We start from the raw sequence: 16,036 nt of genomic DNA on the forward strand, positions 1-16,036 counted from the left end.
CACTAGCCCTGATTCGGGTACATGTAGCGGACACAACGGGCGAGGTTCTGGCCGTTCGCTGCGGAACTGTTGTCGTTGACCGACACCCAGCCGCAGAGCGGACCGCCATCAGAGGGGCTTCGTTCGCGGGTCCACACCTCAAGGATCCGCTGAACGCCATCGCCGAAATCGTGAGAGTTCCGCGTCCAATCGATCCGAAGCCTCGGATCGGGGCTGGGAACCTCAGCGTTCGCTTCCGCGGTCTCGTGGATCTTCCGGCCGAACGGCACAGAACGGATCCATGAGTCGGAGCTGCCCAGAAAGCTCGCAGGGAACACGACCGCTCGCCTGACGCGGCCTGTGACTGAGAAGAAAGGCGCAGCCAGCGGGTTCGGAGACGCCCGTCTCACGCTCGCGCCGTCCGGCGTGCCCCGGTCGAACCAGCCTTCCGGATTGTCGGTGTCATAGAAGTAGCAGTCGAACTCGTTGCTGGGGTTCGTGTCCCAGCGGCACATCATCTTCTTGATGCCGCCCTGTGGGCTGTAGTCGCCGGTGTAGTCCAGTGGAAACGCAGGCACTCTGGGATTCGCAGGCAGATCGGGGTCAACCGCCGCGAGATAGGTGGTCACGTACAGGTCGTCGCCACGTGCGATGTACAGCTTCGGATACGTCTGATCCACGCACTTCTCGACAAGGTTCCTCCTGCAGCCCAGCCACGGCCTCATCGCGACCTTCGCCCGGTCCTCAAAGCTGCCGTGGCTGTCGGCGTCGCAGATGTGCTCGACGATGTCCTCAGCGGCGAGCTTGCCGCCGATATGGATGTCGGCGCGCTCTGCGTGAGTCATCGCATTGACCTGGCTGTCGCGGAAGCGGTCGTCGAGCTGGAACATCCCCGCCCCCACATGCCAGTACGCCCGCATCGGCCCGAACACGCCCGCCGCGTCCCGCGAGTAATAGAAGGCATAGCCAAAGTCCTGCCGCGAAAGACCCATAGCCGAGCGCGCCGGATACCGATAGACGAACTCACCCAGAGGGGTGACCCTCGACATGTCCAATTCGTAGATGCCGATCGCAATGAGCAGCGCTGCGATCTGACGAGGCTTCACCGTGAGCCCGTTGCTGCAGGGTCGGGCGTGCAGCCGAACGGCCTCCTTGGAGACATGATCGATCGCCAACAGCGTTCCGACCGTGACCGGGGTTTCCTTGCCCGGAGTTCGCACCTCGACATTCGCCGAAGCATCCACGCACAGGATCCGGTTGTTCGGGCTCAGCTTCTCGCCTGGGCCGCATCTCGAGAACACCCGGAACAGGAATTCGCGAGGACTGTCAACCGTTCGGGTCTGGCGAGCCGTGGGACTGCGCGTGCTTGATCGACCTTGAGTCGCACCTGAACTGCTTCCGCTGCTCACCGCGCCGAGCGACAGCGCTAGCTCGTGCGGCGCGCTTCGGTCCGGCCAGAGCGTGACGCTGCCATATCCGCGTGCTGCGCTGTGGCCGAAACCGAAATAGTCGTACAGAATGTCTGTGCTCAAGCGTTGCGAGCCGAACGAAACCGAGCGGGTCACCGGCCAGTAGTTGAAGTTGACGGTGGTCTGCTCATCGACGGTGGCGTCGACGGACTGGGCGAGGCCGCTGACGGGCACGGTGACGGTCAAGGTGTAGTCGCCGGTGCCGGCGACCCCGGTATGCGTCGCAGCGGTGGTCTCGATGGTGTAGGCGCCGGCTTCGAGATACTTGTCGTGGATCTGGGCTGCGGTGGCGATGCCGCTGTTGTCGTCCTGGTGCAGGACCGCACCGGTGTTGGCGTGTCCTGACAGGAGCAGCACATATGGGTCCAAGGTGCTGGCTGGCGACGCGGCGAGGTCGATGTCGATCCATGCGGGGGCGTCGAGGGTGAAGGTGTGCCAGCGCGCATTGGGTCTGCTGGTCTGGCTGCCGCGATGGGTCGAGGTGCATCCCTGCACGGCCGCGACGGTCCCGGCGGCGGTGTATCGGCCTGCTGGGAGGGTGCCCAGATGGTCGGTGCATGCCGCGCCGGCGCCTCCAGCAGCGACCACGGTGAGGGTGTAGTCGCCGGTGCGGCGGCTGCCGTAGGTGGTGGCCTCGATGGTGTAGTCGCCCGGCGCGAGCTCGACCCCGGCGAGCCGCGAGTTGTAGCGGTGAGTGCCGTGCCCGGAGCCGACATCGTCGTTGCGGCCCAAAACGGCGCCCGTCCCGTCGGGGCTGTGGCCCTCCAGCAGCAACAGATAGGTGTCGAGCCGGCTGGTGTTGGTCGCTGCGGACGCCAGATCGATCTGCACCCGCAGCGGGGACGACACCGTGAAGCCATGACGACGCGCGTAATAGCTCCCAGAGGTGCCGCCGTCGCGGCGACGCTGGGGCGAGGTGCATCCCGAGACAGCCGCGACCGTCCCGCTGCGTGTCGTGGTGCCCACCCCCAGCGTGCCCATGTGCTCCGCGCAGCTGTCAGCGGTCCGAGCCGCGAACGCCACCGTGGCAGTGCCCTCCGCCCGGCCGGCATGAGTGCACGTCACCGTCACATCTGCTGAGGACCCCGCCGCCACCCCCACGCTCGCGGTGCGAGCCCCGCCGGTGCCTGCCGTGACCGTGGGCGTGCCGGCGGTCGCGGTCGCGGTGCACGACGCCCCGGCAGGCTCCACGCTGAACCCGTCTGTCACCGTCACGGTGCCCGCGCCCGTGTGTGTCGTGTCGGACAGGCCCGTGATCTGGACTCTGTCCTGGCAATCGGCGCTCACTTGTGTGAGATGGCTGGCGGCTGCGGGCAAGCTCACCGTCAGCGTCGCAGTGCCGTTCTGGGTGCACGACAGCGTCACCGTGCCGGTGCGCCGCCAGCTGCCCAGCGACGCCCCCAGCACCACCAGCGGACTCGCACGCTGGGACTGGGTGCTGCGCACCCGACTCACACCCCCGCTGGTGGCCCACCCCAGCGACGGCCCGAACGCGGACGCATCCGCAGCGACCGACAACACCAGCGGCGCGTCGGCGGCCATGTCGCAGTCCAACGCCGCGTCCACGCCCGACGGCGCCGCCGCCGCAGCGCACGTCCCTCCCGACGTCGCCGTCACCGACACCGACGTCACCGCGCCCGCGTGAGCGAACACCACATCGGCGACACCGTCCGCGTAGCCGACGCCGGTGCAGGTGACCGTGATGGCCGTCGCGGCGGGCACGGCGAACTCGGCGCTCAGCACCCGAGCGCCCACAACCCCCTCAGGGCCCGCCGTGACGGTGCCCACCGGCGCCGCGGTGCATGCCGCGGCCCCAGGAGCGACGGTGAACTCGTCGCTCACCGTCACCGTTGCGCTGCCCGACCCCGTCGTGTCCTCCAAGCCGTCGATCCGCACCGCAGACCCGCAGGTGACCGTGAGGCGGGTGAGGTGAGTGTCCACATCGGTGCCTGTGCCGGCGGTGACCGTCAAGGTGGCGGTGTGGGTGCCTGCCGCGGTGCATCCCAGCGTTGCGGTCCCAGTCGTGTGCCAGAGCCCGTCGAGTCCCAGCGTGGCGTCGGGCACCGTGCCCAGCGCTGCGGTCACGTCGTCGCCGGTGGTGGCCCACGCGAGGCTGATCGCGGCGTGGCTGGCGGCCGCGGTGATGTTCAACGCGGCGGTGCCGCCAAGGGCCACCGCGCACCCGAAAGCCTGATCGACGCCCTCAGCCGGATCGCCAGCAGCAGTGCACGCCCCGCCGCTGGTGAGCGTGACCGATGCCACCTCGGCGGGCTCGGTGACCGCGAAGGTCGCCCGGGCGATCCCGTCGGCGTGGTCGTCGGCAACACAGGTGACCGTCACCACCGCAGAGGCGGGAGCGACCATCGGCAGCGTGACGGTGCGCGTCGCCCCTGTGTCGGGCGTGATCGTCGCGGTTCCCACCGTGGACGCCGCGGTGCATGCCGCTGCGGCGGGTGTGACGGTGAAGGCGCCGCTCACGTCAACGTCGCCGACGAGCGTCGAGGACTCCGGGCCGTCGATGACGACTTCGCTGTCATAGGCGACGTCGACTGCGAGGGTGTAGGCGCCGGTCGCGCGGATCGCGTAGGTGGTCGCCTCGATCGTGTAGACGCCCCGGGCGAGGTCCACGTCGGACAGGCGGCTGTCGGTGCCGCGTGCGCCGCCGTCGTCGTCAGCGCCGATGCGGGTGCCCGCCGCGGCGTCGTCGCCGCCGATCAGCACCAAGAACGTGTCCAGCGTGGCGGTGTCGGAGCGGTCGTCGCCGAGGTCGATCGTGACCGTCGCCGGCCCCGCCAGCGAGAACGTGTGCCGTCGCGTGTAGTAGGCCCAGCCGAGCGCGATGCGGTGCCGACGCGTCGAGATGCACGCCGCGTCGGCCGCGATCACCCCCGACGCCGACGTGATGCCCTCGCCCAACGTGCCCAACGGGTCGTTGCACACATCAACGGGCTCGCCGCTGAACAGCGCAGACTCCGAGTCGGCTGCCAGCGGCGCCTGGGAGCACGACACCGTGACCGTCGCCGTCGCCCCCGACGCGACCGCGGCGGACACCGTGCGACGGTTCCCCGTGCCTGTCACCGTGGCGGTGCCCGCTGTCGACGACGCCGTGCACTCTGCGGTGCCGGGGGTCACCTCGAAGGAGTCCGACACCGGCGCCGACGCGTCGCCGCTGTGGTCGGTGTCGTCCAGGCCGGAAATGAGCACCGCTGTCGGCGCCTCGCACGCGACGGTCACCTGCGCGGTGTAGTCGGCCGCGTCGGCCAGGGTGACCGTGACCGTCGCGGTGCCGGTCGCGGTGCAGCCCACCGTCGCGGTCCGCGCCGACTGCCAATACGAGACCGCCCCGTCGGGCGAGCTCACCAGGGCCGCCGGCCGCGACACGCCCCCGACGACGCTGACCCCGCCCGCCGCAGCCCACCCGATCCGCGCCCCGCCGGTGTTCGCGTCCGCCGCGGCCGACACCTCCAGGGAGTCCCCGCGGGTCATCGTGCAGGCATATGCCTTGTCGAACCCCGCGGCGGTCGTCGGGGTGCAGCTGCCCCGAGCGGTCGCGGTCACGCTCACGTTGGACACCGCCGCGGCGGAGCGCGCGCTCAGCTGCACGTTCTGTGTGCCGTCGGCGTGGCCGTCCGCCGAGCACGTCACCGTCTCCGCTGTGGTCGTGCCGACCCTCAGATCGGCGCTGAGCGTCCGGTCGGCGGCCTCGGCGCCTTCGGTGACGACGCCCAGCGGCGAAGAAGAGCACACGGCCGTGGGGGGATCCACCGTGAAGCCCTCGTCGACGGTCACGGTGCCGAACCCCGGCTCGATCCTGCTGCCGAGCCCGGTGATGTGCACCAGCGGCAGGTCCGCGGCGGTGAGCACCGTCAATGTGAACGCACCGGTGTCGCGTGCGGTGCTGGTGGTCACCTCGATCACATAGACCACACCAGCAGCGACCGGGACCTCGGCGAGGCGCGCGTCGCCGGTGTTCGCGCTGCCGCTGTTGTTGTCCGAGCCCAGCACCTGCGCCGCGGCGCCGCTGCCGCGCAACGCGTACAGGTACAGGTCCACCGCCGACGACGACGCGTCCACCGTGATCCTCGACGCCGCGGGGACCCGCAGCGTGTAGCGGCGCGCGTGGTTCGGCGACGACTCGCTGCCGCGCACCCACGACCGGCACCCATCGGTCGCCGACAGCGTCCCGCTGCGCGTCACGGTGCCCGCCTCCAGCAGTCCCAGATCGGTCGAGCAGTCCCCCGTGCGCACGAACTCCGCAGTCGCCGACGCCGAGACGTGCCGCGTCGCGGTGCAGGTGACCGTGACAGTCACCTTCCCCGTCGCCGAGCCCGTCACCGCAACCCTCACCACGCGATCGGCACCGTCGTCGTCGGTGAACGTGACCGTCGCGTCGATGCCCTCGAAGACCCTCCGGCAGCTCGCCGACGCGGGCGACACCCCGAAACCGCCCGACAGATCCGCCGCGGACCCCACAGCGCCCTCGAAACCCGAGATCACCACCACCGCCAGCGCCGCGAACACGACGTCGACCGTGTCGGTGCCGTCGTGGTAGGCAGCCGCCGTGCAGCGCACCTGCACACCCACGGTGCCCGCCACACCCGAGGTCACGCTCAGCAGCCTCAGCGCTGCCTCATCGGAATCCTCGGTGATGACCGCGACGGCGTTCTCGTCGCCCGAGACCACCGTCGGCGTGCAGTGCGCACCGACCGGCATCACCAAGAACCCCTCCGCAGCGGGCGCCACCGTGAACCCCTCGCCCGCAGGAGGAGCCGCGTCGGCGGTCACCTCGCCGCGCAGCCCGACGATCGACACCGCGACGCGCCGCGCCTCGAACGACAAAACGCGCGTGTCGGTCACCGAGGGGTCTTCTGCCAGCGAGCAGCTCACCCTCACCGACACCTCGCCGGTGCGCGGCGTGCCGCCCACGACCGTGTCCACCCCCACAGTGCGCGTCGCGGTGTCCGCCCCCGCCGGGGCGCCCACCGCCGCCGCGATCCCCGACGCGTGCCCAGACGTGCACACAGCGGTCTCGGGCGCCACCGTGAACGACCCCGTCATCGTCCCCGGCCCGTCGCGCGAGCCGCCGACCGGATCGCTGATCGACACGGCCGGCAGCGCCGCGAACACGAAGCTCTCCGTGTCGGTGCCCGCGTAGTACGCGGGCACGGTGCAGCGCACCTCCACACCCACGGCGCCCACCACATCGGAGCCCACCCTCACCGTCCAATGCCCCACCAGACCCTCGTCCCGATTCGAGGTGTCCGCGATCGCCACATCGGCGTCAGGGTCGCCCGACACCCGCGCAGCGGTGCACGACGCCGTGTCGGGCCGCGCCAGGAACGACTCGACCGCGTCGTTGTCCGCGTCGCCCGACGCGTCGACGAAACCGACGACCTCGACCGCGATGCGCCGCGCCGAGAACAACGCCGTCGCCGTCGCCGTCTCATAGCCCGTCGCGTCGCACGACACCCGCGCCCTCAGCGCGCCCGTGCGCGGCGTGCCGTCCACGACCGTGTCCACCGACACAGTGCGCGACGCGCTGGTGCCGGTGGAGGGGTCCACCTCAGCAGTGATGCCCGACCAGTGCTCAGCAGAGCAGCGCGCCCACGACGGCGACACCGTGAACGACCCCGTCATCGCCCCCGGCCCGTCGCGGGTGTCGCCCGACACCGCAGTGATCGACACCGACGGGGCAAGCGCCACGAACGTCGCCCGCTCAGACGCCGTGACATAACCCGTCCGCGAGCACTCCACCTCCACCACCGCCGCATCGCTGTCGATCACCGTCACCGACACCGTGCGCCGCGACCCCGACCCGACCGGGGGACCCACCGTCGCCGGGGTGCCGCTGTTCACCTGATCCGACGTGCACACCGCGTCCGACGGCCACACATCGAAACCGTCCGACAGCGTCACCGTCCCAGGACGCAACAACTGACGCCGCTCGCCGCCCCAGCCCGAAATCGACACCTCCCGCAGCGCCGCGAACACGAAGCTCTCCGTGTCGGTGCCCGCGTAGTACGCGGGCGCGGTGCAGCGCACCTCCACACCCACGGCGCCCACCACATCGGAGCCCACCGTCACCGTCCAATGCCCCTCCAGATCCTCGTCCGGATTCGAGGTGTCCGCGATCGCCACATCGGCGTCAGGGTCGCCCGACACCCGCGCAGCGGTGCACGACGCCGTGTCGGGCCGCGCCAGGAACGACTCGACCGCGTCGTTGTCCGCGTCGCCCGACGCGTCGACGAAACCGACGACCTCGACCGCGATGCGCCGCGCCGAGAACAACGCCGTCGCCGTCGCCGTCTCATAGCCCGTCGCGTCGCACGACACCCGCGCCCTCAGCGCGCCCGTGCGCGGCGTGCCGTCCACGATCGTGTTCACCGACACAGTGCGCGACGCGGTGGTGCCGGTGGAGGGGTCCACCTCAGCAGTGATGCCCGACCAGTGCTCAGCAGAGCAGCGCGCCCACGACGGCGACACCGTGAACGACCCCGTCATCGCCCCCGGCCCGTCGCGGGTGTCGCCCGACACCGCAGTGATCGACACCGACGGGGCAAGCGCCACGAACGTCGCCCGCTCAGACGCCGTGACATAACCCGTCCGCGAGCACTCCACCTCCACCACCGCCGGATCGCTGTCGATCACCGTCACCGACACCGTGCGCCGCGACCCCGACCCGACCGGGGGACCCACCGTCGCCGGGGTGCCGCTGTTCACCTGATCCGACGTGCACACCGCGTCCGACGGCGACACATCGAAACCGTCCGACAGCGTCACCGTCCCAGGACGCAACAACTGACGCCGCTCGCCGCCCCAGCCCGAAATCGACACCTCCCGCAGCGCCGCGAACACGAAGCTCTCCGTGTCGGTGCCCGCGTAGTACGCGGGCGCGGTGCAGCGCACCTCCACACCCACGGCGCCCACCACATCGGAGCCCACCGTCACCGTCCAATGCCCCTCCAGATCCTCGTCCGGATTCGAGGTGTCCGCGATCGCCACATCGGCGTCAGGGTCGCCCGACACCCGCGCAGCGGTGCACGACGCCGTGTCGGGCCGCGCCAGGAACGACTCGACCGCGTCGTTGTCCGCGTCGCCCGACGCGTCGACGAAACCGACGACCTCGACCGCGATGCGCCGCGCCGAGAACAACGCCGTCGCCGTCGCCGTCTCATAGCCCGTCGCGTCGCACGACACCCGCGCCCTCAGCGCGCCCGTGCGCGGCGTGCCGTCCACGATCGTGTTCACCGACACAGTGCGCGACGCGGTGGTGCCGGTGGAGGGGTCCACCTCAGCAGTGATGCCCGACCAGTGCTCAGCAGAGCAGCGCGCCCACGACGGCGACACCGTGAACGACCCCGTCATCGCCCCCGGCCCGTCGCGGGTGTCGCCCGACACCGCAGTGATCGACACCGACGGGGCAAGCGCCACGAACGTCGCCCGCTCAGACGCCGTGACATAACCCGTCCGCGAGCACTCCACCTCCACCACCGCCGGATCGCTGTCGATCACCGTCACCGACACCGTGCGCCGCGACCCCGACCCGACCGGGGGACCCACCGTCGCCGGGGTGCCGCTGTTCACCTGATCCGACGTGCACACCGCGTCCGACGGCGACACATCGAAACCGTCCGACAGCGTCACCGTCCCAGGACGCAACAACTGACGCCGCTCGCCGCCCCAGCCCGAAATCGACACCTCAGGCGGCGGCACGCAGTCGACCGTCAGCTTGACCCTGTCGGTATCGGAACTGTCCCGAGCCGTCAGCGTCGCCGTCCCGTCAGACGTGCACGTCAGCGTGGCGGTGTTCTCACGCCAATACCGAGTCGAGAAATCCGGCAGCACATCCACCTGCAACGCACCCTGGGACTCCCGATCAGACACACCACCAGTGCTCGACCACCACAACCGCAACGAGTTCCGATTGCTGGTCGCCGAGCCCACCACCACCAACGAACCGCCCTCCACCAAAGAGCACGAGAACGCATCATCAAACCCCGACGGCGTCGACACATCCCAACACGACCCACCAGAGGACACCGACACCGAAATGCCCGTCACATTCGCCGACGCAAGCGGCGCCCACAGCGCCAGCACCCCGACGAGGGCGCCCGCCGCCGCCACAGCAACCCCGACACGCCGCCAACGCCCCACAGCACACCTCCGAGACACCCGACCGCGGGCACCTCAACAGACGCGCATACTACGCATATAAACATGAATCACATAGGATCCGACACGAAGCGCCGCTCACCCCCCAACCACCACCGGCGCCCCCAACAGCACCCACACCTCACTCGCCGCCCGGCGACCGACGCGACCCACGCCACTGGAGGCAGCCCACCTTGGACGAACGCGACTCGCCCGAGGCCGACAACGACCATGGCGCGCTCCGGCCGCCGCGGACCCGGCGCGCTCTTCCCGCGGCGGTGCGCAGGGTGCTCCTCGCGCTGGGCGGCCTCGCCTTGGCGGCGGGCAGCGCTGCGGGCTTCGTGTACACCGCAGACGCGTTCGACGAGCGCGTGCCGGTGGTGGTCGCGGCACGGGACCTGGCCGCGGGTGAGGTGCTGGAGCCTTCCGATTTCGCGGCGGACGAAGCGCTGCTGGGCGACATCCCCCACATCGCCTGGACCGCCGACGCGCCGGCGTCGCTGGCAGGGTTCGTAGTTGCCGACCATGTGCCTGCGGGCGCACTCGTAGGGCCGCATCTGCTGGTCACCGCGGCATCGGAGCCGATCGGCGACGAACTCGAGGTAGTCGTCCCGATCGACACCAGCCTGGCGCCGTCGGGCCTGTTCGAGGGCGATCGGGTGCTGCTCATCGACCCGGGGCGAAATCCGTCTGCAGGCCAGCCGGGACGGCCCCGGAAAGTCCTGCGCAATCTGGTGCTGCACCGTTTCGACGGCTCGAGTGTGCGTCTGTATGTGCCGCCGGTTGAGTGGGTGTGGTGGCGGGCGCTCGCGCAGACGCTGGGGGCGACGCCCATGATGCTGCCCGTGCCGTTGGGCGGCGATGCCGGTGAGTTGGCGGCCGAGCTCGACCGGCTGTGGCTCGCAGAGCACCAAGCCGCTGCTGCGACCCTGCACCCGTTCGGCCGCGACTGGCTGGCTGAGGCGGCGCCGGGCGAGCTGGAGGTGCTCGTGCATCTCGATCTGAGCTTGGCTCCCTCGGGTGTCCGCAAGGGCGACCTGGTGCTGCTGGTGGACCCGGGCGCCGTGGCCGGGGGTGGCAGCGCTGGCCGTCCGCGATCGGTGCTGCGTGCTCTGACGCTGGAGCACTTCGAGGACGGGGTGCTCGGATTGTGGGTGCCGCCCGAGGACTGGGTGTGGTGGAAGTCGCTTCCCGTTCGCCTGGGTGCCGCGCCGATGGTGCTGCGGGTCGCTGACGGCTCCGACCTCGCTGACCTGGCGGAACGCCTGAACGAGGAGTGGCGCGAGCAGTGGCAGCAAGGCTCCTGAGCAGACGGCCTCGCAGGCGTGCGCCCAAGCGCGCGGGCCCCGCCGCTGAAGTGCGCGCGGACGGCGACGAGCCCGGAGCGGCGCCCGAACGCGAGGTGCTCGCGGTGTGCGCCGGCGGCGGCACCGGGTACGACATCGGGTCGCTGGCGGTCGCGTCCGCCCGTTCGTGGGCCGCTGGGGGCCGAGAGGTGCTGCTGGTGGACGCCGACGCATCCGGCTCGGGTCTCGCGAAGCGCCTGAGCAAGGCGACCCACAAAGCGTTCTCGCCCTCTGAGCGCGGCATGCCGTCACTCATCGCAGCTCGGCGGGGCATCGAGGCCGACTCATTGCGCGAGCACTGCTGGACCCTTGAAGTGGGGGGCGGGTCGCTGTGGGCGCTGTTCGCTCCCACGCATCCCTCGGGCGCACGTCGCTCGGCGCGCTGGCTGGCCGATCACGCAGGCGAGTTGGCAGCGCTTCGGGCACACCGCTGGGTGGTCGTATCGCTGCCGGGGCTGCCCGACGAGATTCATGTCGAGCTCCTCGAGCGCGCATCAGTCACGGCCATCGCATCCCAAGTGAGCGACGCATCGCAGCTGATGGCGCTCAGGCAGGCGGCCGACAAGTATGCGGCGGGAGGCTGGCAGCGCTCGAATGCACGACTGATCATCGAAGGACAAGCCGGGATCAGCGACGCCATCATCGACGCCGAGACGGGCATCGCGGTCGTGGGTCGGCTCGGGCAGGTCCGCGACTCGGCGCTGCTGGGCGGGCGTGCGCGTCTGGGGGACCGCCGAGTGCTCGCCGCCATCGACAAGATCGCCGCGGGCCTCACCGAGCCGCCGGCCGAGACGGTTCTGTCCTCGCCGCGGCTGGGCCGCCCGCCGGCGCCGCCCTCGCGTTCGCTTCGCCGAAAGAAGAGAGGCCATGACGCTGCGTGAGGAAATCTGGGACGCACTGCTCCCAGACGTGCAAGAGCTTCGCCTGGGCTCTGAGGGCGAACTCGACGAAGTCGCAGATGCGTGCCGCCGGCTCGCCCGCGACACCATCCGTGCCCGCGAGGCCCGCTCGCTTGACGAGCACGGCGAAGGACTCACCGACGACGACCTGGCGTGGCTCGACGCGCTGCTCGAAGCACAGCTCGGGACCGGCCCCATCGAGGAATTCCTGCGACGGCCCGAGGTGGAGAACCTCTACGCGTTCGGGCCGCGTCGGGCTGTGCTGGGCCTCAGCGGAGGCCGGCTCGAACGCATTGCCGAACCGCTGTTCGACAGCGAGGACGAGATGATCCGCTTCATCTCGCACCTTGCGACCACCCACGGGCAGACCGGCCGCCGCTTCGACCACGCCGCCCCGCTGCTGGACCTGCGGCTGCGCACCGGGGAGCGAATTTTCGCCGCAATGGCGGTGTGCGGCACCCCGTATCTGACGGTCCGCTGCCACCGCCACCGCCTGATCCGGCTCGACGACCTGGTCCGCAACGAATCGGTGTCCGAGCAAGCCAGCGAGTTCCTGCGCGCCGCGGTCCGACCGCCGGCGCCGGCGAACGTGCTGGTGTGCGGGGCGCTCGGGTCGGGCAAGACGACGCTGCTGCGCGCCCTGCTCGGCGAGGTCGGACCGAACGAGATCGTCTGCACCCTTGAGCAGACCTTCGAGCTGTTCTTGGACGAATCGCACCCGTTCACCTTCGCCGTGGAGACGCGGGAGGCGAACAGCGACGGCGAGGGCGAGATCACCATGGAGGAACTCGCGAAGCGTTCGCTGCGTTCGGGGGCGGACCGGGTCATCGTCGGCGAATTGCGGGGGCCTGAAGCGGCCACATTCCTGTCCGCGTGCGGCACCGGCTCGGACGGCTCCATGGCGACCATCCACGCGTCGTCGTCGCGACAGGCACTGAGCCGGCTCGTGCGCTACTGCTTGGCGGCGGGGCTCGCCGGCGCGCAGTCCGCGCTGATCCAAGAAGCCGCTGAGGTCATCCACCTCGTCGTCCACATGCACAGCGACCCCCGCACCGGCTTTCGGGGCGTGCGGACGATCTCGGAGGTCACAGGATCGCCCGAGGACCGTTTCGAGGTCCATGACATCTTCGGCCGCCGCCAGCGAAGCGGCCCGCTGGAACTGCGAGGGCGGCCTCGCAACCCTGAGGTCATCGAACGGCTTTCCGAAGGCGGGCTGGACACCTCGGGCTGGCCGGCTGGGGACTGAGCGACGATGCACTGGCCGCTGGGGTTCGCACTCACCTTCTCGGTGGGATTCGCTGCAGTTGTCGCAGCGATCGCCGGCCTGGTGCCTCGCCGCCGCACCGAGGCTGCCGCCGTTCTTGCTGTAGGCGCCGCCTCCGCACTCCCGCGGCGGCAACGCGGCCTGTCAGGCCAGGCAGCAGTGCAGGCGATCGCGGTCGTCGGCGGCACTGCGGTGGGCTACGCAGCGACCGGCCTGTGGGGAATGGCAGCGCTGCTGGGGGGCTTGGGGGCGTTGCTGCCTCCGTTCGTGATGGCACCCCGTCGACGGCGCAGACAGACCCGTGAGGCCTTGGCGTGGCAGCTGTGGACTCGACAGCTCGCCGAGCTGACCCGTTCGGGCGCCGGGCTCACCGATTCGCTGAGAGGCAGCACCGAGCACGCGCCCAGCGAGATCGCCCACATCGTCGGCCGGGTGGCCTCGACCGCTGAGCTGCACGGGATCGACGCGGCGCTCGACGAGCTGGCCGCCGCCGGAGACGTGTGGGAGCCCGAAGTCGCCGTGGGGTTGCGGATGGCCGCAGCTTCGGGAGGAGCGTTGACCGAACCCCTGCTGGGACTGTGCAATCGCATGGGCGACGTCGTCAGCCTCCACCGGGCACGAACCGAGGCCGTGGTGCAGCTGTGGACCCAGACGATCGCGCTGCTCGGACTTGCCGGCGGCGTGGTGACGCTGATGTACCGCAACAACGCCTCGTACTTCGCGCCGTACCGCACCCCCACCGGCCAGCTCGTGCTGACCATGATCGCGTTCGTGCTGCTGGGCGCCACGGGGTTCTTGGTGTACCACTCCGTCGTCCGCGTGGATCCCTCGGTGCTCGCCCCGCTGCGGCGGCGCCGTGGGGCCAAGGAGCCGCTGTGAGCGGCGTGGCGGTTGCCGCCGCGGCCGTGTTCAGTGTCGGCATCGTGCTGGTGGCCGCAGCGATCGCCGGCCGGCGCGTGCCGGGGCCTCGGGTTGCGGCCAATGCGGCCGCGCGGCTGCTGCCCGAGCCCGGCGAGGCCGCAGCACAGCAGCTGCGTCTTGCCGGGGTCCGGCCCCGGCCCTACGCCGTGCAGCGCGCCGCCGGCCTGGTGGGAGGCCTCGCCGTCGGCGCAGCGATGTCGCGGCTGTGGGCCGACACCGCGTTCGGCGCCGTGGGTCTCGCTGCGCTGCTCGGGTTTGTGGGCTGGCTCCTGCCGCGCCAAGGCGTGCGCGACACCGCACGCAAGACACGCGCCGAGCTCGACCAGGTCATCCGCCAATGGATCGTGCTGGTCGCGCAGCAGGTCACCGCAGGGGTCGAGCCCGCCGCGGCGATGCTCGCCGCCGCCCGCGCAGGCAGCCGTCCCACGTGGCGCCTGCTGCACCGGCACCTGCTGGCAGCCCAGCACGCACGCCGCCCCGCGTGGGAAGGCCTCGTAGACCTAGTCGAACGCTACGGACTGCACAACCTGGCGCCCGCCGTCGCAGCATTCGGGCTGGCCGCGCAACGCGGGACGCAGGTCTCCGACGCGGTCCTGGTCGCGGCCGACACGCTGTGGCGCGACACGATGCAGCGAGAACGCGAACGTGCCGAGCGGCGCAATCAAGTCATCGTGCTGCCCGCGACCGGAGTGGCGCTCGCGCTCGCGGCGATTCTCGTCTACCCGCCGTTCGTGTCGCTGACCGGCGGCATCATTGCCGGCGCTCCCTGAGCGATGCCCAGCAGCGGTGCCATGCGCCCAACGCGGTCCTCGCATCGCTTGCACCGCGCGACGCGATCACGGTCATCGTCCAGCAGCGGACTCGCTTCGCTGGAATGGCTGCTGATCATTGCCGCCGTCGGCGGTTTCGCAGCGGTGATGACGGTTGCGGTCCAACGAGTGCTTGACGACGCCAGCGAGACGCTCGTGGACCCCGCCACACGGCTCATCGAAGCCGATGTCGCCGCCGCAGAGCTCGCGTCGCAGGCTGCCGCGCTTGTCGACGAGGCCGGGCTCACACCCGATCCCGAGATGATGAAGCGTCTCGAACGGCGCTGCGAGGAACTGCAGACGACGTTCGGCGACGTCGTGCGCCGATCGGTGTGGGCAACTGTGCCGGGCACTGCGCACGCGCCTGACCCAACTGCGCTCACCACACCCCCGACCGTTCCCGTCACGTCCGGCGCTGCGGAGCCTCCGACCGGTGACATCGCGACCGAAACGACCGCTGTCGCTGCCCCGCTGTGGACATGCGAGATCGGGCACAAGCCGAGATGAACGGGCGCAGCTCGGCCGAGCGGCAGTCCAAGGCCGTGACGTTCTTCGATCAGCAGATCGGCATCCGCGTCGGCACTGTGGGCAGTTCCGCGCCTGGGTTCCCGCCCGTCGGCGGTGTCAGCGCAGCCGGGCCGGCAGCCGCAGCGTGCACCCGATCCAGCCGCCCCGGCCACAGCGCGCTGAACGGTCCGAACACCTCCCCCGAGACCTCGACACGAATCCACCCCGACTCGGTCGCCGCCGGTCGGAGACCCGACGCGGCACCGCTGTGGCACCAGTCGCTGCGAACTGTCGCGGCGCCGGGCGTCCACCAGCGCCAGCCCTGGCCCGGCGCAGCAGTACGAGCAACAGCGTCGGCGACGGCATCGGTCATCTCGGCAACACGAGGGTTCGGGTCGCTTCCGGTGTGCTCGCTGCCGTCCTGGCCGTACGCCAATCCTGCGGCCCCGACAGACCTCCACGCGGCACGCAGCCCCGCCGATGCAGCGGCTTCGGCCTCGGCCCGGGCACCGGTGACGATGAACGCGTGCACCACCAAGATGAGCACCAGCACAACCAGCGGCGGCCACAGGATCAAGAACGGCAGGACTTCGCCGCGCTGGTCACGAGGCGCCGACCCGCGCAAGCCCGACGTGTGCCTGACCAGCCGAGCCATGGGCCGACCCTGTTCACCGACTGCATGCACAGGCCT

At 70.7% G+C, this 16,036-nt stretch carries 8 protein-coding genes; 6 read left to right on the forward strand and 2 right to left on the reverse strand.

Going from position 1 to position 16,036, the window contains the following annotated elements:
* Positions 1–2 precede the first annotated feature (2 nt).
* Positions 3–9,602, reverse strand: coding sequence for a hypothetical protein (locus tag ACOCMM_RS16010; protein ID WP_419554125.1), 9,600 nt, complete (start codon positions 9,600–9,602; stop codon positions 3–5).
* A 191-nt stretch (positions 9,603–9,793) separates the two neighbouring features.
* On the opposite strand from ACOCMM_RS16010, the gene ACOCMM_RS16015 reads away from it, so the two are divergent.
* Genes ACOCMM_RS16015 through ACOCMM_RS16040 form a run of 6 tightly spaced genes read left to right on the forward strand, consistent with a single transcriptional unit; the run spans position 9,794 to position 15,345 of the window.
* On the forward strand, positions 9,794–10,906 hold the full coding sequence (locus ACOCMM_RS16015) for an SAF domain-containing protein (RefSeq protein WP_419554126.1): 1,113 nt from the start codon (positions 9,794–9,796) through the stop codon (positions 10,904–10,906).
* The gene (locus tag ACOCMM_RS16020; RefSeq protein ID WP_419554127.1) at positions 10,888–11,826 is read left to right on the forward strand and encodes a hypothetical protein; all 939 of its coding nucleotides are present in this window, start codon (positions 10,888–10,890) and stop codon (positions 11,824–11,826) included. Before ACOCMM_RS16015 ends, ACOCMM_RS16020 begins: the two co-directional genes overlap by 19 nt.
* On the forward strand, positions 11,813–13,090 hold the full coding sequence (locus ACOCMM_RS16025) for a CpaF family protein (protein WP_419554128.1): 1,278 nt from the start codon (positions 11,813–11,815) through the stop codon (positions 13,088–13,090). The genes ACOCMM_RS16020 and ACOCMM_RS16025 overlap by 14 nt, the downstream gene beginning before the upstream one ends.
* 6 nt (positions 13,091–13,096) lie before the next feature.
* A complete protein-coding gene (locus ACOCMM_RS16030) occupies positions 13,097–13,987 on the forward strand; it encodes a type II secretion system F family protein (RefSeq protein ID WP_419554129.1) in 891 nt (296 codons plus the stop codon).
* Positions 13,984–14,799, forward strand: coding sequence for a hypothetical protein (locus tag ACOCMM_RS16035; protein WP_419554130.1), 816 nt, complete (start codon positions 13,984–13,986; stop codon positions 14,797–14,799). Before ACOCMM_RS16030 ends, ACOCMM_RS16035 begins: the two co-directional genes overlap by 4 nt.
* A gap of 21 nt (positions 14,800–14,820) precedes the next feature.
* Positions 14,821–15,345, forward strand: coding sequence for a hypothetical protein (locus ACOCMM_RS16040; protein WP_419554131.1), 525 nt, complete (start codon positions 14,821–14,823; stop codon positions 15,343–15,345).
* A gap of 49 nt (positions 15,346–15,394) precedes the next feature.
* Here ACOCMM_RS16040 and ACOCMM_RS16045 read toward each other — a convergent pair whose 3' ends face one another.
* Positions 15,395–16,000, reverse strand: a complete 606-nt coding sequence (locus tag ACOCMM_RS16045; protein WP_419554132.1) for a hypothetical protein — start codon at positions 15,998–16,000, stop codon at positions 15,395–15,397.
* Positions 16,001–16,036: the final 36 nt, after the last annotated feature.

It is taken from the genome of Candidatus Poriferisodalis sp. (genome assembly GCF_965198245.1).
GTDB lineage: Bacteria > Actinomycetota > Acidimicrobiia > Acidimicrobiales > Poriferisodalaceae > Poriferisodalis.

Coding starts and splice junctions, on each gene's coding strand:
- ACOCMM_RS16025 (WP_419554128.1), top strand. CDS start 11,813: ATGACGCTGCGTGAGGAAATCTGGGACGCACTGCTCCCAGACGTGCAA.
- ACOCMM_RS16045 (WP_419554132.1), bottom strand. CDS start 16,000: ATGGCTCGGCTGGTCAGGCACACGTCGGGCTTGCGCGGGTCGGCGCCT.
- ACOCMM_RS16040 (WP_419554131.1), top strand. CDS start 14,821: ATGCGCCCAACGCGGTCCTCGCATCGCTTGCACCGCGCGACGCGATCA.
- ACOCMM_RS16030 (WP_419554129.1), top strand. CDS start 13,097: ATGCACTGGCCGCTGGGGTTCGCACTCACCTTCTCGGTGGGATTCGCT.